The sequence below is a fragment of the Streptomyces sp. RK62 genome (assembly GCF_018070255.1).
Taxonomy (GTDB): Bacteria; Actinomycetota; Actinomycetes; order Streptomycetales; family Streptomycetaceae; genus Streptomyces; species Streptomyces nigra.
The window spans coordinates 274,998-293,311 of sequence record NZ_JAGPYD010000004.1; the positions used below are offsets into that span (position 1 = coordinate 274,998).

The window sequence follows — 18,314 nt, forward strand, 5'->3', positions numbered from 1 at the left end:
CTTCTCTTCGGGCAGGTCCTGGGCGTCTCAAGAGGGGGTCACCGGGCGGCCGGCTGGAGCTCGCGCTCCGGCAGGCTCTCGGCCGCGTCCCCGTCCGCCTCGACGGCGTGCCGCCGGCCCGGGACGAACAGGGCCGCGATTCCGGCGAGCGCCACCACGGCGGCACCGGTGACCAGGGCGGGCCGCAGCCCGTCGACGAACGTCTGACCGGTCTCGTAGCCGCCCTGGGCCGCGAAGATCGAGCCCATGACGGCGATGCCGAGCGCGCCGCCGACCTCGCGCAGGGCGTTGTTGGCGCCGGACGCGATGCCCTGCTCGCCGCGGCGGACGCTGGACATGACGAGGTGGGAGGCCGGGGCGAAGAACAGCGCCATGCCGACGCCGCTGATGATCAGACCGGGCAGCTGGGCGGCGTAGGAGACGTCGACGGTGACCACGTACGCCATGTAGCCGAGTCCGGCGGCCTGCAGGAACAGCCCCGTGGCGACCACGGGCCGGCCGCCTATCCGGTCGGCGAGGATGCCGGCGATCGGCGCGACCAGCATCGGCATACCGGTCCACGGGAGCATCCGCAGCCCCGCCTCGGTCGGCGAGTAGCCGAGGACGCCCTGCATGTACTGGCTGAGCAGGAAGATCGACCCGAACATCCCGAGGAACATCAGCAGGCTCGCCGCGTTGATCCCGGCGAAGGCGCGGGAGCGGAACAGCCGCATGGGCAGCATGGTGTTGCGGGCCCGGGCGCTGTAGAGGACGAACCCGACGAGCAGCGCCCCGCCCGCGAACAGGCCTGTCAGGACCAGACGCCCGGTCCAGCCGTCGGAGGGGCCGCGCACCAGCCCGTACACGATGCCGAAGAGTCCGCCGCTGGCCAGCAGGGTGCCGAGGATGTCGAGCGGGGCGCCGGTGCCGTGCGACTCGGCGAGACGCAGCCGGGCGAGCGGCAGCAGGGCGACGCCCAGCGGGACGTTCAGCCAGAAGATCCACTGCCAGGAGATGTGCTCGGTGAGGCTGCCGCCGATGAGCGGCCCGGACGCGACCGCGAGCCCGTTGACCGCGCCCCAGATGCCGAACGCCATCCCGCGCCGGGCCTCGGGCACCGCTGCCGTCAGCAGGGTCAGCGTCAGCGGCATCATGATCGCGGCGCCGACGCCCTGCACCGCGCGGGCGGCGATCAGGGAGTCGATGCCGGGCGCCAGGGCGGCGGCCGCGGAGGCGGCGGTGAAGATCGTGATGCCGACGAGGAAGAGCCGGCGGCGGCCGAAGCGGTCGCCGAGCGCCGCGCCGAACATCAGCAGGACGGCGAAGGTGAGCGTGTAGGCGCTGACCGTCCATTCCAGGTCGTGCAGCCCGCCGCCCAGGTCCTCGCGGATGGACGGCAGCGCGGTGGTGACGACGAGGTTGTCGAGTGCGGCCATGAATCCGGCGACGCCGGTGATGATCAGGGCCCACACGGCCCCGCGCGGGTTCGTCTCCCCCGCCTTGTGAGCGGTCCGGTGTGACATCGCTCCCCCAGGAGTGTGCGATTCCGCTTGATAGTTATTGATCACTAACTTTTGCGGCCATAAAAGAGCGCGGCGAACCCCGCCGCCCTCCCTACGATCCGCTCCCGCTCCCGCCCTCGTCCCCTTCGGCGGAATCCATGCCCGCCCAGACCCGGTGCTCGGGCGGGAAGCCCATGGCCACCAGGCAGTTGATGAGCATCCCGTACGCCATGAAGGTCGTCGTCTCGCCGACATCCGCCCCCAGCGGCAGATGCACGGTGTCCCACAGACGCATCCAGCCGGCCCGTACGGCCTCGCCGAACTCGTGGTCGCCCTCCTGCTCGGCGGCGGCCACGGCGAGGAACATCTGCATCTGCATCATCAGCCGCTCGGGATGCTCGGAGACCATCCGGTGATACGCCTCACCCATGGCATGCAGGGCCTCCTCGCCCTCCACCCCTTCGGCGGCCTCGGCGAACACCCGGTGGATGTCCTCCACGCACTGCTCGGCGGCGGCCAGGAAGATCGCCCGCTTGCCCGGGAAGAGCCGGAAGAGATACGGCTGCGAGACACCGACCCGCTTGGCGATCGACTCGGTGGACGTGCCGTGGTAGCCGCCCCGCGCGAACTCGGCCATGGCCGCCCGCACGACGCTCTCGCGCCTCTCCTCCGCACTCATCCTTGCCATACTTCGAAGTTAGTACTTAATCACTAACTAAGTCAAGGGTGGGCCGGACGCCCGAAAAAAAGGGGGCGCCCCCTACCAGGAGGCGCCCCTCACACGCGCGCGTGCGTCACGCCAGCCGCACGACCGCTCGCGACATGCCGAGCACCTTCAGCCCGGCGCTCGTCACGGTCAGGTCCACGCGGACCTTGTTGTCGTCGAGCTTGGCCGCGACCTTGCCGCTGACCTCGATCGTGGCGCCCTTGTCGTCGTTCGGGACGACGACGGGCTTGGTGAAGCGGACGCCGTACTCGACGACCGCCGCCGGGTCGCCGGTCCAGTCGGTGACCACCCGGATCGCCTCGGCCATGGTGAACATGCCGTGCGCGATGACGTCCGGCAGCCCGACCTCCTTGGCGAACTTCTCGTTCCAGTGGATCGGGTTGAAGTCGCCCGAGGCGCCCGCGTACCGCACCAGCGTGGCGCGGGTCACGGGGAAACTCTGGGCGGGCAGCTCGGTGCCGACCTCGACATCGTCGTACGCGATCTTCGCCGTCATCGGTCTCAGCCCTGCCCTTCCTCGGCGTCCGCCCCGCGTGCCACGAGCTTCGTCCAAGCGGTCACCACGTGCTCGCCGGCCTCGTCGTGGACCTCGCCGCGGACATCCAGGATGTCGTTGCCCGCCATGGTCTTCACGGCCTCGATGGTCGAGGTCACGGACAGCCGGTCACCGGCGCGCACCGGGCGGGTGTAGGCGAACTTCTGGTCGCCGTGCACCACCCGGCTGTAGTCCAGGCCCAGCTGCGGGTCGGCGACGACCTGCCCGGCGGCCGCGAAGGTGATGGCGAAGACGAAGGTCGGCGGGGCGATCACATCGGGGTGACCGAGCGCCTTGGCGGCCTCCGGGTCCGTGTAGACCGGGTTGGCGTCACCCACCGCCACCGCGAACTCGCGGATCTTCTCGCGCCCCACCTCGTAGGGCTCGGTGGGCGGGTAGCTCCGCCCCACGAAGGACTGGTCGAGCGCCATGGCCCGGCACCTCCTGGTGTCGTCTGCTGCGATGGTCCTGATGCTGCGCCCGGTCGGCCGGAACCGGGCATGCTGCGCCCGGTCGACCGGAACCGAGCGGTAACCGCGGTGGAAACGACGCGAGGCCGCCCCCACGATCGGGGACGGCCTCGCGTACGAGCCTGATTTATCGCGTTTCGCGGTGCGCGGTGTGCGCATTGCAACGCGGGCAGTGCTTCTTCATCTCAAGACGATCCGGGTTGTTACGCCGGTTCTTCTTGGTGATGTAGTTCCGCTCCTTGCACTCCACGCAGGCCAGCGTGATCTTCGGGCGGACGTCGGTGGCAGCCACGTGAGTGCTCCTAAGACGAACGGATGGACTGATTCAACGCAAGAAAGAGTAGCCGATCGAAGGACCGACCCCGCAATCGGCTACTGTCAGTAGCGGTGACCGGACTTGAACCGGTGACACAGCGATTATGAGCCGCTTGCTCTACCGACTGAGCTACACCGCTGTGATGCGATCAGGCCCCGCCTTGCGACGGGAACCTTTCACACACCAGAGCCCCAAAACGGAATCGAACCGTTGACCTTCTCCTTACCATGGAGACGCTCTGCCGACTGAGCTATTGGGGCGAGCGATGAAGACATTACACGGTCTGCCGCCGTTCGCCCAAATCCGTTTCCCGGCCGCCGTCCTCACCCGAACACCGGGCCGAACACCCGCCTCCCGGCCCCCACCGCCACCGCGCCGACGGCCCCACCGCGAGGGACCACGCCGGTACGACTATTGCGCTCCTGCGCGCCAGGACCGGGTCGCCACCCTAGGCTCGACTCACTCTGCGTGATCTTGCATGCCCGGCGCAGTGCCCCTGCGGGGTCCGCAGCGCCGATGCGCAGCCCGAGCCCCTGGAGCGCGATGCCCGACAGCCACCCCCAGCCACCCCCCTCGTCCTCGTCGTCGGACCCGGCCGACCCCGGCTCCCTCCTGCTGTGCGGGGCGCGTCTCACCGACGGCCGGACCGTCGACGTACGGCTGAGCGGCGGGCGTATCGAGGCGGTGGGCACGGCGGGGAGCCTGACCGGGGACGGCACACGCGCGTCCGGGTCCCGGGTGGACCTGAGCGGCTACCTGCTGCTGCCGGCCCCCGCCGAACCGCACGCCCACGGCGACACCGCCCTCTCCGCCGACCAGGACGGGCCCGCCTCCTACGAGGCCGAGGACGTCCAGCGCCGGGCCACCGAGGCCGCCCTGCTCCAGCTCGGCCACGGCGCGACCGCGCTGCGGGCCCATGTGCGGGTGGGCGACGTCCAGGAGCTGAACGCGCTCGCCGCCGTCCTGCAGGCACGGCGTGCGCTGCGCGGGCTCACGGAGTTGACGACCGTCGCGATGCCCCGGCTGCTGACCGGGGTGGCGGGCGCGGACGGGCTGGCCATACTGCGGGACGCGCTGAAGATGGGCGCCTCGGTGGTCGGCGGCTGCCCCGACCTGGACCCCGATCCGACCGGTTACGTCGAGGCCGTCCTGGAGGTCGCCTCCGAGCACGGCTGCCCCGTCGACCTGCACACCGACGCCACCGACCCGGCCAGACTGTCCCGTTACGCCGCGATGGCGGGCGGACTGCGCCCCGGCGTAACGCTGAGCCCGTGCGGCGGACTGGGGCGCCTGCCCGCGGAGACGGCCTCCCGCGCCGCCGACCAGCTCGCCGCGGCCGGGGTCACCGTGGTGTGCCTGCCCCAGGGCGGCTGCGGGGGCGTGGAACGCCGCGGCACGGCGCCCGTACGGCTGCTGCGCGCCGCCGGGGTCCGGGTCGCCGCCGGCAGCGGCGCGCTGCAGGACGTCTCCAACCCGGTGGGCCGCGGCGACCCGTTCGAGGCCGCCTATCTGCTGGCCTCCCGTCATGGACTGCGCCCCGAGGACGCGTACGGCTGTGTGAGCGCGTCGGCGCGCGCGGTGCTGGGTCTGCCGGAGGTCCGCGTGGAGGCGGGCTTCCCGGCCGAACTCCTCGCGGTGCGCGGCGAACGCCTCGCGGCGGCGCTGTCCCTGGCCTACAGCCGGATCGTGGTGCACCGCGGCCGGGTGGTGGCCCGGACGAGCGCGGTCCGCGAGTACTGCAACTCGGCCGCGACGGCGGAACTGGGCCTGCCGCGGCAGGGCCGCGGGGAGCCGTCGTGAGGGCGTGGGCCGGGGGTGCGGCTCCCCTGTGTGGGTGACCGGCCGGCGTCGTGCGGCGGACCGGGTCGTCCGGGCGTACGGTCGAAGGCATGCGCATTGTCATCGCTGGTGGTCATGGTCAGATCGCGCTGCGGCTGGAGCGGTTGCTCTCCGCGCGCGGTGACGAGGTAGCGGGGATCATCCGCAAGCCCGAACAGAGCGACGATCTGCGGGCGGCCGGTGCCGAACCCGTGGTGCTGGACCTGGAGTCGGCGTCGGTCGAGGAGGTCGCGAAGCATCTCGAGGGCGCCGACGCGGCGGTGTTCGCGGCCGGCGCGGGCCCGGGCAGCGGGCCCGAACGCAAGGACACGGTCGACAAGGGCGCGGCGGTCCTCTTCGCGGACGCGGCGGTCCGGGCGGGTGCACGCCGCTTCCTGATCGTCTCCTCGATGGGTGCCGACCCGGCGCACGAGGGTGACGAGATCTTCGACGTCTATCTGCGCGCGAAGGGCGCGGCCGACGAGTACGTCCGCTCCCAGAAGGCCCTGGACTGGACGATCCTGCGGCCCGGCACGCTGACGGACGACCCCGGGACCGGCCTGGTCCGCCTGGAGGCCCGCACCGGGCGCGGCTCGATCCCCCGGGACGATGTGGCCGCCGTCCTCGCGGAGTTGCTCGACACCCCGGCGACGGCGGGCCTGACACTCGAACTGATCAGCGGCTCCACTCCCGTGCCGGTGGCCGTCAGGTCCGTGGCGGGCAACTGAGACACGTCCAGCGGTGGCCGTCAGGTCCGTGGCTGGCAACTGAGACACGTCCAGCGGTGCCGCTCAGAACAACGGCAGCTGCCCGGGGAAGTCGGGCACGACGTACCCGTCCAAGGCGGGCTGAGCGGCACCGAGTTGTGTCTGCCTCCGGGACCCCGGGCACGACACGAGCTCGCCGCTCTGCCGCGCGCCGGGCGGATCGTGCCGGGCGAACCGCCCGCCGACGACGGCGATCTCTCGACGGCATTCGGGACAGCGTCTGCGAGGCGTGGCCATGGGGCCAGTGTGCCCCGCCGGGGCCCCGGGAACGCGACGGTGCCCCCGATGCCTGGCCGGTCCCCGCGAACGCGATGGCCCTCGGGAACCGGACAGGCCCCGGGGAACGCGAAAACCCCTCCGCGCTACGTTTCCGTAGTACGGAGGGGTTTTCCTCAGCGTGGCGGCGCCAGGATTCGAACCTGGGAAGGCTGAGCCGGCAGATTTACAGTCTGCTCCCTTTGGCCGCTCGGGCACACCGCCGGGGTCGCTGCCGTTCGAACCGCTCTGCGGCGGTGCTCCCTGGCAACGACGTAAACAATACCCGATGCCGAGGGGTGCTTCGCCACCCGATTGATCGCCACCCGGGGGACCCGGGGTGGCTAGGCTTGTCGGGATGCGGCCCGAGGTCCGCCCCGGGCTCGGCGGCCACTCCACGCCCGCCGACACGCACCCATTCGCACCCCGATACAAGGAGCCACAGGACATGGCCGACTCCAGTTTCGACATCGTCTCGAAGGTCGAGCGGCAGGAGGTCGACAACGCCCTCAACCAGACCGCCAAGGAGATCTCGCAGCGCTACGACTTCAAGGGCGTGGGTGCCTCGATCTCGTGGTCCGGGGAGAAGATCCTCATGGAGGCGAACTCCGAGGACCGGGTGAAGGCCGTCCTCGACGTCTTCCAGTCCAAGCTGATCAAGCGCGGCATCTCGCTGAAGGCCCTGGACGCGGGCGAGCCGCAGCTCTCGGGCAAGGAATACAAGATCTTCGCGTCGATCGAGGAGGGCATCTCCCAGGAGAACGCGAAGAAGGTGGCGAAGATCATCCGCGACGAGGGCCCCAAGGGCGTGAAGGCGCAGGTTCAGGGTGAGGAGCTGCGCGTCAGCTCCAAGAGCCGGGACGACCTCCAGACCGTGATCTCCCTGCTGAAGGGCAAGGACTTCGACTTCGCGCTGCAGTTCGTGAACTACCGGTGATCGTTTAATCGCCGGTGACCGACTGAGCCGACGGGGTGCGGGGCGTGCCGGTCGGCCGCCCGGGCCCTGGGACCGAAGGGTGAGCTCTCCGCGCGGGTGCGCGGGGCTCACCCTTCTCGCGTTCCGGTCCGTGGCCCGAGGTCATGCTCCGCGGGCTCAGTCGCGTGAGTGACCGAAGAAGATCCGGTAGGCAACCAACAGCACCAGCGAACCGCCGATCGCCGACACCCAGGTGGCGCCGTCGTAGAAGTCCTTGCTGATCGGGTGGTCCAGCCAGCGGGCCGAGATCCAGCCGCCGATGAACGCGCCCGCGATACCGATGAGCGTCGTGCCGATGAAGCCACCGGGGTCCCGGCCCGGCAGCAGGAACTTGGCGATGGCTCCGGCCAACAGCCCCAGGAGGATCCAGCTGATGATCGTCATACCCCTGAACCTGCCCCTCCGCGCCGCGCCTGCACTTCTCCAGGCACTGTGATCTCCGGCGCGCTCGTTCGCACACTGTTGCTGCTTCGTTGGTGAACAGGACGTATCGCCGGTGCCCCGCGGTTGCGGCGATCAGTAGGGTCGGGCCATGACACGGTCCCCCTCCGCCTCCCCCGGGCTCCGGCGTTCACTGGGAGTCGGTGACGCCGTCGTCATCGGGCTCGGCTCGATGATCGGAGCCGGGATCTTCGCCGCGCTCGGTCCCGCCGCACGCGCGGCCGGCTCGGGTCTCCTCCTCGGGCTCGCGGTCGCGGCCGTCGTCGCGTACTGCAACGCCATGTCGTCGGCCCGGCTGGCCGCCCGCTACCCGGCCTCGGGCGGGACGTATGTGTACGGACGCGAGCGGCTCGGGGAGTTCTGGGGGTACCTGGCGGGCTGGGCCTTCGTCGTCGGCAAGACGGCCTCCTGTGCGGCGATGGCGCTGACGGTCGGGGCGTACGTGTGGCCGGGCCAGGCGCACGCGGTGGCGGTCGCGGCCGTGGTGGCGTTGACCGCGGTGAACTACGGCGGCGTCCAGAAGTCCGCCTGGCTGACACGGGCGATCGTGGTGGTGGTTCTGGCTGTCCTGGCTTCTGTGGTGGTCGTGTGCCTGGGCTCCGGCCGGTCCGATGCCGGGCATCTGTGGACCGGAGCGTCCGGCGGTGTCGGCGGCGTCCTCCAGGCGGCCGGTCTGCTCTTCTTCGCGTTCGCCGGGTACGCGCGGATCGCGACCCTGGGCGAGGAGGTCCGGGATCCCGCGCGCACCATCCCCCAGGCGATCCCGCTCGCCCTGGGCGTGACGCTGGTCGTCTATGCGTGTGTCGCGGTGGCGGTCCTCTCCGTGCTGGGAGCCGAGCGGCTCGGGGCTGCGGGCGCGCCGCTGACCGACGCCGTGCGCGCGGCGGGGGTACCGGGGCTGGTCCCCGTCGTCCGGGTGGGGGCTGCCGTGGCGGCGCTGGGCTCACTGCTCGCGCTGATCCTGGGTGTCTCGCGTACGACGCTGGCCATGGCCCGCGACCGGCATCTGCCCGGCGTCCTGGCCGCCGTCCATCCGCGCTTCCAGGTGCCGCACCGGGCCGAGCTGGCGGTCGGCGCGGTGGTCGCGGTCCTCGCCGCCACGGTGGACGTGCGGGGTGCGATCGGCTTCTCCTCCTTCGGTGTGCTGGCGTACTACGCGGTGGCCAACGCCTCGGCCTGGACGCTGGACCGGGCCCGGCGTGCACGAGTCGTGCCGGTGGTGGGGCTGGTCGGGTGTGCGGTGCTCGCTTTCTCCCTTCCGGTGGTCTCGGTGGTCGTGGGCGCGGGTGTGCTGGCGGTCGGCGGCGCCTTGTACGGGGTGCGGTGGTGGGTGGGGCGACGGCCATCCCGGGCGTAGGGCGGGATGCCGGGCCTGGGACGGGGGCCGTGATGGTGGGGCTGGGCTCGCCTCAGGGGCTCAGGGGCTCAGGTGGTGGGGTGCGGGGACGGCGACGGTGGGGCGGGCTCGCCTCAGCAGCTCAGGTGCTCACGTGGTGGGGTGCTGGGACGCTGTGCGCAGGGGGAAGTCCGCCCACGGGGTCAGGTCCATGCCGTCGTTCGCCTCGTCGTACCAGCCGGTGCCGTCGAGCCAGGCGCGCAGCCAGTCGGCGAGGCTGGGGGCGTCCACGTACCAGGCGTGAGCGGCGTCGTCGGCGTTCGGTTCGAAGAGGAGGACGGGGGCCTCGGGGCTGCGGCAGTCCACGCAGGCGTACATCGCGCAGCCCCAGTGGGATATCGGCAGGACCCCTTCGGGCCAGGGCCAGTCGGTGTCCGTCCGCGCCTCCTCCCGGTTGGCGAGGTACTGCGGGACGGCGGCCGGCTCGCCGGCGGGTGGGTTGTCGAGCAGTGGCAACAGGCCGTACTCCGGGCCGAATCCGCCGTCGCCTATGCGGAGGTAGAGGTCGGCGAGGAGCGGGGGCAGGCTGAAGCCGAGGGCGGCCTCGGCGCGGGCCACGGTGGCCGCGTCCACCGGCTCGGGGAGTGAAGGCCAGCCCCACGGACGGGTGTTGCGGGCCTGGTCCGCCACCCTCGTCAGCAACTGCTCGTTCTCGGTCATGCGTTCATGATGCAAGCCGCCACTGACAACCGGTTGGGCCGTGGACAACCGGCGGATTGTGGACAGACAGACGGAGCGTCGGGCTGTGGACAGTCGGGCGCCGAGGTGTGGGCAGGGTGGGCGCCGCGGTGTGGGCAGTCCGGGCGCCGGAGTGTGGACAGTCGCAGGCGGACAGCCCGGCTGCCGCCCCGTCTACCAGGTCGCCGCGAACGGCCTGTCCGTCGGCACGATCTCGCGGCCCAGCGGGAACAGCGACACCGGGATCAGCTTGAAGTTGGCGATGCCGAACGGGATGCCGATGATCGTCACGCACAGCGCGAGGCCCGTGACGATGTGGCCGATGGCGAGCCACCAGCCCGCGAGGACCAGCCACAGGACGTTGCCGACGCACGAGGGCGCGCCCGCGTCATGGCGCTCGACCGTGGTGTACCCGAAGGGCCACAGGGCGTAGACGCCGATGCGGAAGGCCGCGATGCCGAACGGGATGCCGATGATGGTGATGCACAGTACGAGGCCCGCCACCATGTAGGCGAGGAACAGCCAGAAGCCGCTCAGGACGAGCCAGATGACGTTCAGGATGGTCTTCACTGGTGGCCTGCCATCTTCTCGAGTCGGGCGATGCGCTCTGCCATCGGCGGGTGGGTGGAGAACATCTTCGCGAATCCTTGGCCGGGACGGAACGGGTTCGCGATCATCATGTGGCTGGCGGTCTCGATCCGGGGCTCGGGCGGCAGCGGCAGCTGCTTGGTGCCCATCTCCAGCTTGCGCAGGGCGCTGGCCAGAGCGAGCGGGTCTCCGGTGAGCTGGGCTCCGGACGCGTCCGCCTCGTACTCCCTGGAGCGGCTGATGGCCAGCTGGATGAGGGAGGCGGCCAGCGGCCCCAGGATCATGATCAGCAGCAGGCCGAGGATGCCGGGTCCGTCGTCGTCGTCCGAGCGGCCGATCGGGATCAGCCAAGCGAAGTTGACCAGGAACATGATCACCGAGGCGAGTGCACCGGCGACCGACGAGATCAGGATGTCGCGGTTGTAGACATGGCTCAACTCGTGGCCGATGACACCGCGCAGCTCTCGCTCGTCGAGGAGGCGCAGGATGCCTTCGGTGCAGCACACCGCGGCGTTGCGCGGGTTGCGTCCGGTCGCGAACGCGTTCGGTGCCTCCGTCGGCGAGATGTAGAGGCGGGGCATGGGCTGACGGGCCTGGGTGGAGAGCTCGCGGACCATGCGGTACAGCCCGGGCGCCTCGAACTCGCTGACCGGGCGGGCTCGCATCGCGCGCAGGGCGAGCTTGTCGCTGTTCCAGTACGCGTAGGCGTTGGTTCCGAGGGCGACCACGACCGCGATGACGAGCCCCGTCCGGCCGAAGAAACTGCCGATACCGATGATGAGTGCGGACAGTCCCCCGAGGAGGACTGCGGTCCTGAGCCCGTTGTGCCGGCGGTGCACGGTACGCCCTCCAAGTGGTGCGGCAGGGGAACCTCTACTGGTCGTTGTCCGACGCCACCGGTGTCGTGGTGTCACGTCCAGTGGACCCTTCTGTACTGGTCAACGCCAGGCGAAGGTCACGGGTTCCCTGGTCGGCCGCCACCACGTCTGGGCTGTCCGGGTGAGGACCCGGGCCACGCGGGCACGTCGGCACGCGGGCACGCACGCGTGCCGGGACGGGCAGGGGGTGCAACGGGCGCGTGTGGGGACGGGCAGGTCAGAACAGCCCGGTGTCGGCGAAGCGCAGGACCAGCTGGGGCGCTCCGGACAGGGCGACCGCGATGACGCCGGTGAGGGCGATCGCGGCCGTCACCGGCGCGGGCGGGAGATGCCTGACCGGCTCGCCCTCAGGGGCGCGGAACAGCAGGGCCGTCCACTGGAGGTAGTAGAAGAGCGCGATCACTACGTTGACCGCCATCACCACGGCCAGCCAGCCCAGACCCGCGTCGACGGCGGCGGAGAAGACGGTGACCTTGGCGAACAGCCCGATGATGCCCGGCGGCAGCCCCGCGAGGCAGAGCAGGAAGAAGGCCAGGACCAGGGCGGACACGGGGTTGCGGGCGTACAGGCCGCGGTAGTCGCTGACCCGGTTCAGGGTCTTCGTACGGCCGACCAGTGCGGCCACCGCGAAGGCGCCCAGGTTCACGGCGCCGTACATGAGCGCGTAGGCCACGGTGGAGCCGATGGACCGCTCGGCGTCCCCGGAGTACGCGGCGGCGGCGATCGGTACCAGGAGGTAGCCGGCCTGGCCGACGGAGGACCAGGCGAGCAGGCGTACCGCGCTGTACGCGCGCGTGGCCTGCTGTCGCAGGGCGCCCACGTTGCCGACGGTCATGGTGAGCGCGGCGAGCGCCGCGAGCGCCGGGCCCCAGACGCCGGCGTACGACGGCAGCGCCACGACGGTGACGAGGATCAGGCCGGTGAAGCCGACCGCCTTGCCGACGACCGACAGATAGGCGGCGACCGGCAGAGGCGCACCGATGTAGGTGTCCGGCACCCAGAAGTGGAAGGGCACGGCGGCCGTCTTGAAGGCGAAGCCGACGAGGGTGAGGACCACGCCGGTCTGGGTGAGGGTCTGGAGCTGGCCGTCGACGTCCTGGATGCGCTCTGCGAGCCGCGTGAGGTGCAGGGTGCCCGTCGCGGCGTACACGAAGCTGATGCCCATGAGGCTGACCGCGGTGGCGGTGACCGAGGACAGGAAGAACTTCAGGGCCGCCTCGGACGACCTGCGGTCGCCGCGGCGCAGGCCGACCAGCGCGAACGCGGGGAGCGAGGCGACCTCCAGGGCGACGATGAGAGTCGCCAGGTCGCGGGCGGCGGGCAGCAGCGCGGCCCCGGCGGCGGAGGACAGCAGCAGGAACCAGTACTCACCTTCGGCCAGGTCCTTCCTCGCGTCCTTCAGGGCGGTGACCGAGAGGAGGGCCGCGAGAAGGGCGCCGCCAAGGACGAGGAACTGGATGACGAGGGTGAAGCGGTCCGCGGTGTAGCTGCACACCTCCGGAGCACCGGTGAGGCAGAAGGTGGAGCGGTCGCCGTCCAGGAGGGGCAGCAGCAGGAGCGCGGAGGCGGCGAGGCCCGCCACGGAAGCCCAGCCGAGCAGGGCCTTCCTGGCCTCGGGGACGAACAGGTCGGCCACGAGGACCGCGAGTGCCACGGCTGCCACGACCGTGGGGGGCGCGATGGCCAGCCAGTCGACGGACTGGACCAGCGACTCGGCGAGGGTGTGGGCCGGGGAGCTCATCGGGTGCCTCCTGCGAGGAGCTGCTGCACGGCCGGGTCGGTCAGGCCGAGAAGGGTCTTCGGCCAGAGCCCTGCGACAACGGTGAGGGCGACCAGCGGCGTCCAGGCCGCGAACTCGTAACCGTGGACGTCGGCGAGCCGCGGCGCCTCCTGCGGGACCGCGCCCATGCACACGCGGCGCACCACGACGAGCAGGTAGGCGGCGGTGAGCAGGGTGCCGAAGGCGCCGATCGCCATGAAGGTGAGGAAGGCCGGGCGGCTGAGGCCGGCGGCGGGGTCGAACGCCCCGAACAGAGCGAGCATCTCGCCCCAGAACCCGGCGAGCCCGGGCAGGCCCAGCGAGGCGACCGCCGCGAAGGCGACCAGTCCGCCCAGGCGCGGGGCCTTGCCGTACAGCGCGGCGCCGGTCTCCTCGGCGAGGGTGTCGAGGTCGGTCGTGCCGGTACGGTCCTTCAGGGCACCGACCAGGAAGAACAGCAGGCCGGTGATGAGGCCGTGGGCGATGTTGGCGAACAGGGCGCCGTTCACGCCGGTCGGGGTCATCGTGGCGATGCCGAGCAGCACGAAGCCCATGTGGCCGACGGACGAGTAGGCGATGAGGCGCTTGAGGTCGCCCTTCGCGCCCTGCTTGGCCAGGGCCAGGCAGGCCAGCGATCCGTAGATGATCCCGACGACGGCGAAGGCGGCGAGGTAGGGCGCGAAGTCGGCGAAGCCGTCGGGCGCGATCGGCAGGAGGATCCGCACGAACCCGTACGTGCCCATCTTCAGCAGGACGCCGGCCAGCAGGACCGAGCCGACCGTCGGCGCGGCGGTGTGCGCGTCGGGCAGCCAGCTGTGCAGGGGCCACATCGGTGTCTTGACCGCGAGGCCGAGACCGATCGCCAGAACGGCGATGACCTGCACGGATGCGGTCAGTGACCGGCCGTTGTCAGTGGCGAGTGCCACCATGTCGAATGTGCCCGCCTTGAGACCGATCAGGAGCAGGCCGAGCAGCATCACGACGGAGCCGAGCAGCGTGTAGAGGATGAACTTCCAGGCGGCCGCGGCCCGGCCGTCGCCGCCCCAGCGGGCGATGAGGAAGTACATCGGGATGAGGACCGTCTCGAAGGCGAGGAAGAAGAGCAGCAGGTCGAGGACGGCGAAGGTGGCGAGGGTGCCGCCTTCCAGCAGGAGCAGCAGGGCGACGAACGCCTTCGGGGTGGGGCCGGAAGGCATCTTGAAGTACGAGTAGAGCGCGCAGAGGAAGGTCAGCAGCGCGGTCAGGACCAGAAGGGGGAGGGAGATGCCGTCGACACCGAGGTGGATGCGCACGTCGAGTGCGGGGATCCAGCTGATGTCCGTGCTGGCCTGCATCTTCGATGGCTGGTCGTGGTCGAAGCCCAGCGCGAGGACGATCGCTGCGATGAGCACCGCGCCGGTCACGGTGACACCGTGCCGGAGCACCGCCTGCTCGGGTGACTTCCCCTTCAGCCCGGGTGGGGCGGGCAGGAGGGCGGCGGCCGCGCCGAGGAGCGGCCCGACGACGACGAACGCCAGAAGGAACTGCATCACGGACTCGTTGATATCGATCACGCCTGCTCACGCTCCCGTGGCGACGAGGACGGCGGCGACCGCGAGGACGACGGTGCCGGCGAGCAGCGCGCTCACATAGGTCTGCACATTGCCGGTCTGGGCACGCCGGACGGCGATGCCGAGCCAGCGGGGAAGGGCGCCGGCGCCGCGTACGTAGGTGTCGACGACCTCGCGGTCGAGGAACCGGACGAGGGCCGCGCCGCCCCGCACGGGCCGGACGAACAGCGCCTGGTACACGGCGTCCAGGTGGAAGCCGACGGCCGCGTGGCGGTGCAGCGGGCCGAGCAGCAGCCTGCCGGGGTCCGCCGGGTCGGGTGCGTAGGCCACTCCCCCGTACACGGGCGCGTGGCTGGCGATGGCCTCCGCCTCGACCTGTCCGGCGTCGCCCTCGGGGTGGGCGACGACCGCGCCGATCGGGACGTCGGCCGCGAGGGGGGTCGTGTGCCGCCAGGCGGCGTAGGTGACGATGCCGCCGATGAGGGCGACTCCGGTGCCGAGGACGGAGGTGGTGAGGGTGGGGGCGAGGTCGTCGCCGTCGAACCAGTCGGGGAGCACGCGGTAGGCGAACGCGCCGACGGCCAGCGAGGGCACGGCCAGCACCCACAGCACCACGGTCATCGTGGCCGGCTGCCTGCCGTGGTCGGGGGCCGCGACGCCGTGGCCGCGGAAGGTGAGCAGCCACAGGCGGGTCGCGTACGCGGCGGTGAGCAGCGCGGTGATCACGCCGGCGATCAGGACGGTCCAGCCGGCGGCGCCCGGGGCGTGCTCGGTGTGGCCGGTGGCGACGTGCTCGGCCGCGCCGAGGACGGACTCCTTGGAGAAGAAGCCGCTGAACGGCGGGATCGCGGCGAGCGCGAGGAGCGCCACGGTCATCGTCCAGAAGGCGTCCGGGACCCGGTCGGGCAGCCCGCTCATACGGGACATGACGGCCAGCGAATTGGTGCCGGCGGCGTGGATGATCACGCCGGCCGCGAGGAAGAGCAGCGCCTTGAAGGCGCCGTGCGAGAGGAGGTGGAAGACGGCCGCGCCGCGGTCGGCGACGGCCAGGGCTCCGGTCATGTAGCCGAGCTGGCCGATCGTCGAGTAGGCGAGGACCCGCTTGATGTCGTCCTGGGCGAGGGCGGCGAGTCCGGAGCCGACCATGGTGACGGCGGCCATCACGGCGAGTACGACCATCGCGGCCTGGGAGGCCTCGAAGACCGGGAGGAGACGGGCGACGAAGTAGACACCGGCGGCGACCATGGTCGCGGCGTGGATCAGCGCGGAGACGGGCGTCGGACCGGCCATGGCGTCGGGCAGCCAGGTGTGCAGCGGGAACTGCGCCGACTTGCCGGCCACTCCCGCGAGGAGCAGCAGCGCGACAAGGGTCGGGTGGTCGAGTCCGCCGTCGGCGACGGTGCCGAGGATCTCCGTGATCCGGAAGGACCCGGCGTCGGTGGCGAGCGCGAACAGGCCGATGAGGAAGGGGACGTCACCGAGCTTGGTCACCAGGAAGGCCTTGAGGGAGGCGGCACGGGCCTCGGGGGTCTCCCAGTAGTGGCCGACCAGGAAGTACGAGCAGATGCCCATGATCTCCCAGCCGACCAGCAGCACCATGAGGTCGCCGGAGTAGACGACGAGCAGCATCGCGGAGGTGAACAGGGAGACGAGCGCGGCGTACGACGGGTAGCGGGGGTCCTCGCGGAGGTAACCCGTGGAGTAGATCTGCACGCAGGTCGCGACGACGCCGACGAGCACGGCGACCAGTGCGGCGAAGCCGTCGATGTACAGGGCGAGTTCGATCGGCACCGAGCCCGTGGGTGTGAGCTCGGTGGCGGCGTCGATCGCCCGGTCGCCGCCCTGGCGCACGGCGACGACGGCGGCGAGCACGACCGAGGCGAGGGTCGGCAGGACGGCGAGGGGCCGGACGAAGCCGGGTGCCGTGCGGCCCAGGAGCAGGCCGGCCGCGGCGCCGAGGAAGGGAAGGAGGGGGACGAGGACGGCGAGGGTGGTCGTGGTCACGCGGTGGCCTCAGCCTTCTCGGCCTGCCCGGTGGCGGGGCTGTCGTGATCGGGGTCGTGGCCCTCGGCGGTGTCGCGGAGCCGGTCGATGTCCGAGGTGCCGCGGTTGCGGTGGACGGCGAGCACGATCGCCAGGCCGATGCCGATCTCGGCGGCCGCGATGGTGATCGTGAAGAGGGTGAGGGCCTGACCGGAGTGCAGGGTGTCCTCGGCGGCCCGGCTGAGCCAGACGTCGAAGGCGACCAGGTTGAGATTGACGGCGTTGAGCATCAGCTCGACCGACATCAGGACCAGGATCGCGTTGCGGCGGGCGAGGACGCCGTACAGGCCGGTGCAGAAGAGCAGCGCGGAGAGCACGGCGGGATACGCGAGATGCATCAGCGGGCGCCTTCCTGCTCGGCCGACTGAGTTCCCTCGGACGCCGCTTTTCGCCCGATCGGGTGATTACGGGAATCCGGGACGGATGGGGAACTCCCAGTCGCGACTCGGGAGTTCACAGGAGGAGAGCCGGGCTCGTCCTTCGCCTTGCGGGACAGGACGATCGCGCCGACCAGTGCGGCGAGGAGGAGGACGGACAGGCCCTCGAAGGGGAGGACCCAGTTCTGGAAGAGGCTCTCGCCGGTGGCCTTGGTGGAGCCGGCGGCGGGACCGTCCAGATCGATCCAGGTGGTGCGGAACGCGTCGACGACCACCCAGATGAGCGTGACCGCGGAGACGGCGGCCACGGCGAGGGCGGCCCAGCGGTTCCCGGAGTCGGCGTCCGGGGAGCGGCCGATGGGAGCCCTGGTGAGCATCAGACCGAACAGAAGGAGGACGACGACGGATCCGACATAGATGAGGACCTGCACCCAGGCGATGAACTCGGCCGTCAGCAGCAGGTATTCGACGGCCAGCCCGCCGAGCGCCACCACCAGCCACAGGGCGGCGTGCACCAGCTGCCGGGTGGTGACGGTGACGAGGGCGGCGCCGAAGGTGACCAGGCCGACGAGGAGGAACGTGATCTCGACACCCGTCGGGGAGAGAAAGCCGTGGGTGCCGTTCGACGGGGCCGCGTGAGTGGTCAGGGCGTTGGTGGTCAGGGTGTGGGCGGTGACGGCGGCTGCGGCGAGGCTCACGACTCCCCCTCCTGCGCGTTCTGTCGCGACTCCGCCTGTGCGGCCGCCAGTTTCTCGGCGGTCTTGCGGGCGGCGGCGATCTCCTTGGGCTCCTCGGCACCGGGGTCTAGGGCGGGCGGGGCCGGGACGGTCCACATCCACTCGCGCAGCTTGTCGCGCTCATGGGTGAGGTCACGGATGTCGGTCTCCGCGTACTCGAACTCCGGGGACCAGAACAGGGCGTCGAAAGGACAGACCTCGATGCAGATACCGCAGTACATGCACAGGGAGAAGTCGATGGCGAAGCGGTCGAGGACGTTGCGGCTGCGTTCCCGGCCACCCGGGGCCGCCGGCGGGACCGTCTCCTTGTGGGAGTCGATGTAGATACACCAGTCGGGGCACTCACGGGCGCACAGCATGCAGACCGTGCAGTTCTCCTCGAACAGGCCGATCACACCGCGGCTTCGGGGCGGCAGGGCCGGCTGGGTGTCCGGGTACTGCGCGGTGACGGACTTCCTCGTCATCGTGCGGAGGGTGACGGCCAGGCCCTTGGCCAGGCCACTTCCGGGGACGGGGGCCATG

Annotated in this window: 20 protein-coding genes and 3 tRNA genes; 4 read left to right on the forward strand and 19 right to left on the reverse strand. The window is 71.1% G+C overall.

The genetic code is table 11. The features are described 5' to 3' along the window. Nucleotides 1–38 precede the first annotated feature (38 nt). The 7 genes from KBY32_RS10080 to KBY32_RS10110 form a co-directional block, all read right to left on the reverse strand. The gene (locus KBY32_RS10080; RefSeq protein ID WP_210979653.1) at nt 39–1,502 is read right to left on the reverse strand and encodes an MFS transporter; all 1,464 of its coding nucleotides are present in this window, start codon (nt 1,500–1,502) and stop codon (nt 39–41) included. Nucleotides 1,503–1,593: 91 nt separating this feature from the next. Further along, on the reverse strand, nt 1,594–2,169 hold the full coding sequence (locus KBY32_RS10085; RefSeq protein ID WP_181890415.1) for a TetR/AcrR family transcriptional regulator: 576 nt from the start codon (nt 2,167–2,169) through the stop codon (nt 1,594–1,596). Nucleotides 2,170–2,275: 106 nt separating this feature from the next. Next, nucleotides 2,276–2,704 (reverse strand): MaoC family dehydratase, encoded by a 429-nt coding sequence (locus KBY32_RS10090; RefSeq protein ID WP_055622562.1) that lies wholly within the window; start codon nt 2,702–2,704, stop codon nt 2,276–2,278. A gap of 5 nt (nt 2,705–2,709) precedes the next feature. Further along, the gene (locus tag KBY32_RS10095; protein ID WP_055622563.1) at nt 2,710–3,174 is read right to left on the reverse strand and encodes a MaoC family dehydratase N-terminal domain-containing protein; all 465 of its coding nucleotides are present in this window, start codon (nt 3,172–3,174) and stop codon (nt 2,710–2,712) included. Between the two features lie 166 nt (nt 3,175–3,340). Then, nucleotides 3,341–3,505, reverse strand: coding sequence for a 50S ribosomal protein L33 (rpmG, locus tag KBY32_RS10100; protein WP_003948671.1), 165 nt, complete (start codon nt 3,503–3,505; stop codon nt 3,341–3,343). 90 nt (nt 3,506–3,595) lie between these two features. Next, nucleotides 3,596–3,668: transfer RNA gene (locus KBY32_RS10105), tRNA-Met, on the reverse strand. Nucleotides 3,669–3,716: 48 nt separating this feature from the next. Next, nucleotides 3,717–3,789, reverse strand: a tRNA-Thr gene (locus KBY32_RS10110). A 283-nt stretch (nt 3,790–4,072) separates the two neighbouring features. Between KBY32_RS10110 and KBY32_RS10115 the strand changes: the two genes are divergently transcribed. Next, nucleotides 4,073–5,329, forward strand: a complete 1,257-nt coding sequence (locus tag KBY32_RS10115) for an amidohydrolase family protein (protein WP_210979654.1) — start codon at nt 4,073–4,075, stop codon at nt 5,327–5,329. 89 nt (nt 5,330–5,418) lie between these two features. After that, nucleotides 5,419–6,075, forward strand: a complete 657-nt coding sequence (locus tag KBY32_RS10120) for an SDR family oxidoreductase (RefSeq protein WP_210979655.1) — start codon at nt 5,419–5,421, stop codon at nt 6,073–6,075. Between the two features lie 63 nt (nt 6,076–6,138). Here KBY32_RS10120 and KBY32_RS35260 read toward each other — a convergent pair whose 3' ends face one another. Continuing rightward, nucleotides 6,139–6,351 (reverse strand): hypothetical protein, encoded by a 213-nt coding sequence (locus KBY32_RS35260; RefSeq protein WP_079033677.1) that lies wholly within the window; start codon nt 6,349–6,351, stop codon nt 6,139–6,141. A 161-nt stretch (nt 6,352–6,512) separates the two neighbouring features. Then, nucleotides 6,513–6,594: transfer RNA gene (locus tag KBY32_RS10125), tRNA-Tyr, on the reverse strand. A gap of 223 nt (nt 6,595–6,817) precedes the next feature. Here KBY32_RS10125 and KBY32_RS10130 point away from each other — a divergent pair. Beyond that, entirely contained in the window at nt 6,818–7,306 is a 489-nt protein-coding gene (locus KBY32_RS10130) for a YajQ family cyclic di-GMP-binding protein (protein ID WP_210979656.1), read from the forward strand. Nucleotides 7,307–7,462: 156 nt separating this feature from the next. Here the strand turns inward: KBY32_RS10130 and KBY32_RS10135 are convergent, their stop codons facing one another. Next, nucleotides 7,463–7,729 carry a GlsB/YeaQ/YmgE family stress response membrane protein gene (locus KBY32_RS10135; RefSeq protein ID WP_055622570.1) on the reverse strand — a complete coding sequence of 89 codons (267 nt, stop codon included), beginning with the start codon at nt 7,727–7,729 and terminating at the stop codon, nt 7,463–7,465. A gap of 148 nt (nt 7,730–7,877) precedes the next feature. Here KBY32_RS10135 and KBY32_RS10140 point away from each other — a divergent pair, with 148 nt between their 5' ends. Then, a complete protein-coding gene (locus tag KBY32_RS10140) occupies nt 7,878–9,143 on the forward strand; it encodes an APC family permease (RefSeq protein WP_210979657.1) in 1,266 nt (421 codons plus the stop codon). Between the two features lie 129 nt (nt 9,144–9,272). Here KBY32_RS10140 and KBY32_RS10145 read toward each other — a convergent pair whose 3' ends face one another. The 9 genes from KBY32_RS10145 to KBY32_RS10185 all read right to left on the reverse strand — a co-directional run bounded on the left by KBY32_RS10145 (nt 9,273) and on the right by KBY32_RS10185 (nt 18,313). After that, entirely contained in the window at nt 9,273–9,842 is a 570-nt protein-coding gene (locus KBY32_RS10145; protein ID WP_210979658.1) for an SMI1/KNR4 family protein, read from the reverse strand. A gap of 192 nt (nt 9,843–10,034) precedes the next feature. After that, nucleotides 10,035–10,430, reverse strand: a complete 396-nt coding sequence (locus tag KBY32_RS10150) for a YccF domain-containing protein (RefSeq protein ID WP_108708216.1) — start codon at nt 10,428–10,430, stop codon at nt 10,035–10,037. Continuing rightward, nucleotides 10,427–11,287: a zinc metalloprotease HtpX gene (gene htpX / locus KBY32_RS10155; protein ID WP_115507733.1), complete on the reverse strand. Its 861-nt coding sequence runs from the start codon at nt 11,285–11,287 to the stop codon at nt 10,427–10,429. The genes KBY32_RS10150 and htpX overlap by 4 nt, the downstream gene beginning before the upstream one ends. 256 nt (nt 11,288–11,543) lie before the next feature. Continuing rightward, nucleotides 11,544–13,067 (reverse strand): NADH-quinone oxidoreductase subunit N, encoded by a 1,524-nt coding sequence (locus KBY32_RS10160; RefSeq protein WP_210979659.1) that lies wholly within the window; start codon nt 13,065–13,067, stop codon nt 11,544–11,546. Beyond that, complete coding sequence (locus KBY32_RS10165) at nt 13,064–14,638, reverse strand: NADH-quinone oxidoreductase subunit M (protein WP_210979660.1); 1,575 nt, start codon at nt 14,636–14,638, stop codon at nt 13,064–13,066. The genes KBY32_RS10160 and KBY32_RS10165 overlap by 4 nt, the downstream gene beginning before the upstream one ends. 6 nt (nt 14,639–14,644) lie before the next feature. Beyond that, nucleotides 14,645–16,639: an NADH-quinone oxidoreductase subunit L gene (locus KBY32_RS10170; protein ID WP_210979661.1), complete on the reverse strand. Its 1,995-nt coding sequence runs from the start codon at nt 16,637–16,639 to the stop codon at nt 14,645–14,647. Then, a complete protein-coding gene (nuoK, locus tag KBY32_RS10175; RefSeq protein WP_210979662.1) occupies nt 16,636–17,016 on the reverse strand; it encodes an NADH-quinone oxidoreductase subunit NuoK in 381 nt (126 codons plus the stop codon). The genes KBY32_RS10170 and nuoK overlap by 4 nt, the downstream gene beginning before the upstream one ends. Continuing rightward, nucleotides 17,016–17,753, reverse strand: coding sequence for an NADH-quinone oxidoreductase subunit J (locus tag KBY32_RS10180; protein WP_374224919.1), 738 nt, complete (start codon nt 17,751–17,753; stop codon nt 17,016–17,018). The genes nuoK and KBY32_RS10180 overlap by 1 nt, the downstream gene beginning before the upstream one ends. Beyond that, nucleotides 17,750–18,313, reverse strand: coding sequence for an NADH-quinone oxidoreductase subunit I (locus KBY32_RS10185; RefSeq protein ID WP_210979663.1), 564 nt, complete (start codon nt 18,311–18,313; stop codon nt 17,750–17,752). Before KBY32_RS10185 ends, KBY32_RS10180 begins: the two co-directional genes overlap by 4 nt. Nucleotide 18,314: the final 1 nt, after the last annotated feature.

What these genes read in the sequence shown, in the direction of transcription:
- KBY32_RS10080 (WP_210979653.1), bottom strand. Translation starts at nt 1,502, where the DNA reads ATGTCACACCGGACCGCTCACAAGGCGGGGGAGACGAACCCGCGCGGG.
- KBY32_RS10085 (WP_181890415.1), bottom strand. Translation starts at nt 2,169, where the DNA reads ATGGCAAGGATGAGTGCGGAGGAGAGGCGCGAGAGCGTCGTGCGGGCG.
- KBY32_RS10090 (WP_055622562.1), bottom strand. Translation starts at nt 2,704, where the DNA reads ATGACGGCGAAGATCGCGTACGACGATGTCGAGGTCGGCACCGAGCTG.
- KBY32_RS10095 (WP_055622563.1), bottom strand. Translation starts at nt 3,174, where the DNA reads ATGGCGCTCGACCAGTCCTTCGTGGGGCGGAGCTACCCGCCCACCGAG.
- KBY32_RS10115 (WP_210979654.1), top strand. Translation starts at nt 4,073, where the DNA reads ATGCCCGACAGCCACCCCCAGCCACCCCCCTCGTCCTCGTCGTCGGAC.
- KBY32_RS10120 (WP_210979655.1), top strand. Translation starts at nt 5,419, where the DNA reads ATGCGCATTGTCATCGCTGGTGGTCATGGTCAGATCGCGCTGCGGCTG.
- KBY32_RS35260 (WP_079033677.1), bottom strand. Translation starts at nt 6,351, where the DNA reads ATGGCCACGCCTCGCAGACGCTGTCCCGAATGCCGTCGAGAGATCGCC.
- KBY32_RS10130 (WP_210979656.1), top strand. Translation starts at nt 6,818, where the DNA reads ATGGCCGACTCCAGTTTCGACATCGTCTCGAAGGTCGAGCGGCAGGAG.
- KBY32_RS10135 (WP_055622570.1), bottom strand. Translation starts at nt 7,729, where the DNA reads ATGACGATCATCAGCTGGATCCTCCTGGGGCTGTTGGCCGGAGCCATC.
- KBY32_RS10140 (WP_210979657.1), top strand. Translation starts at nt 7,878, where the DNA reads ATGACACGGTCCCCCTCCGCCTCCCCCGGGCTCCGGCGTTCACTGGGA.
- KBY32_RS10145 (WP_210979658.1), bottom strand. Translation starts at nt 9,842, where the DNA reads ATGACCGAGAACGAGCAGTTGCTGACGAGGGTGGCGGACCAGGCCCGC.
- KBY32_RS10160 (WP_210979659.1), bottom strand. Translation starts at nt 13,067, where the DNA reads ATGAGCTCCCCGGCCCACACCCTCGCCGAGTCGCTGGTCCAGTCCGTC.
- nuoK (WP_210979662.1), bottom strand. Translation starts at nt 17,016, where the DNA reads ATGCATCTCGCGTATCCCGCCGTGCTCTCCGCGCTGCTCTTCTGCACC.
- KBY32_RS10185 (WP_210979663.1), bottom strand. Translation starts at nt 18,313, where the DNA reads ATGGCCCCCGTCCCCGGAAGTGGCCTGGCCAAGGGCCTGGCCGTCACC.